We start from the raw sequence: 532 nt of genomic DNA, 5'->3' as shown, positions 1-532 counted from the left end.
AGTGTGAGGCCTTGAATGCGCCTTCCACGACCACAAAGAATGCTAGGAGCGGACCAAGCCGTTCCAGCCATTCCCAAACCCGTTTCCCTGGTCCTCTCAGCGGCGCGAGCCATCGATCAAGATTGGTCATCTCGTTGCCCCCTGTGATCGGCAAGGTGGCGTCGCCTTAACGAAGCTTGAGACGCGGTAGTATCTTCGGCCTGAGTTTCACGCATGAAGCGACAAGGCGATTTCCCGCCAGGTCGAGATGGCGCGGGTGCGAAGCTGGCGATGATCGGCGGCGGTCAAGCATTTGCGGTGAAGAAGAACCAGATTGGCGATTTGGCCGTGAGTTGAGACGAAACGCTGACATTGTCGCGCGGACTTGAAGCGCATCATTCGCCACTCTCGCCGCCGTAGCGGCAAATCGGAATTCTCTGCTTGGTTGTTCAATCCCTTGTGCGAGCGATGCTCGACGCCCGGTATCAGTTCGACCTTCGCGGCCGAGTAGGACCGCAGCTTGTCGATCACCATCACGCGCGGGGTAGTACCC

1 protein-coding gene is annotated in these 532 nt (G+C 58.6%); it reads right to left on the bottom strand.

From position 1 onward, the window contains the following. Positions 1-207: 207 nt before the first annotated feature. The coding region (locus tag AC1D0P_RS28020) for a DDE-type integrase/transposase/recombinase (protein WP_477679716.1) at positions 208-532 on the bottom strand (325 nt) is incomplete at its 5' end.

It is taken from the genome of Polaromonas sp. P1_G2 (genome assembly GCF_056405515.1).
This window is presented reverse-complemented; position numbering and strand designations above follow the sequence as displayed.